A 419-nucleotide genomic window follows, 5' to 3' on the forward strand; every position below is an offset into this window, starting at 1 on the left:
GCCACCAGCTTCATGCAGCGCGATTATTCCTTCAAGAACCCACCTTACAACCAGCAACACGCCCATCAGCGCGGTGAGGACAACGGCTCTGCTGGAGACTATGCACTCTATGAGTATCCAGGGCGCTACAAGGCCGATGGTGTCGGCAAACCGTTCACAAAGCACCGGCTGGAGGCAGCTCGGGTAGAGGCCACCACAGGCCATGGCGCCACCAATGCCATCCACCTGATGGCAGGTCATCAGTTTACGCTCACGGACCACCCGAACAGTGACTACAACATCAAGTATCATTTGCTCACCGTCTCGCATCAGGGCAGTCAGCCGCAGGCCGTGGCTGAGGAAGCCGGCAGCGGCTCCACCACTTACAGCGCCGGGTTTGAGGTCATGCCCGCGCGCCTGCCATACCGGCCCAAATTGCT

1 protein-coding gene is annotated in these 419 nt (G+C 59.7%); it reads left to right on the forward strand.

Features of this window, described 5'->3' with window-relative positions:
- Positions 1-419, forward strand: a 419-nt coding sequence (locus PPL9_RS04560; RefSeq protein WP_280139018.1) for a contractile injection system protein, VgrG/Pvc8 family, incomplete at both ends; no start/stop codon positions are given.

Source organism: Pseudovibrio sp. POLY-S9 (assembly GCF_001431305.1).
GTDB lineage: Bacteria > Pseudomonadota > Alphaproteobacteria > Rhizobiales > Stappiaceae > Pseudovibrio.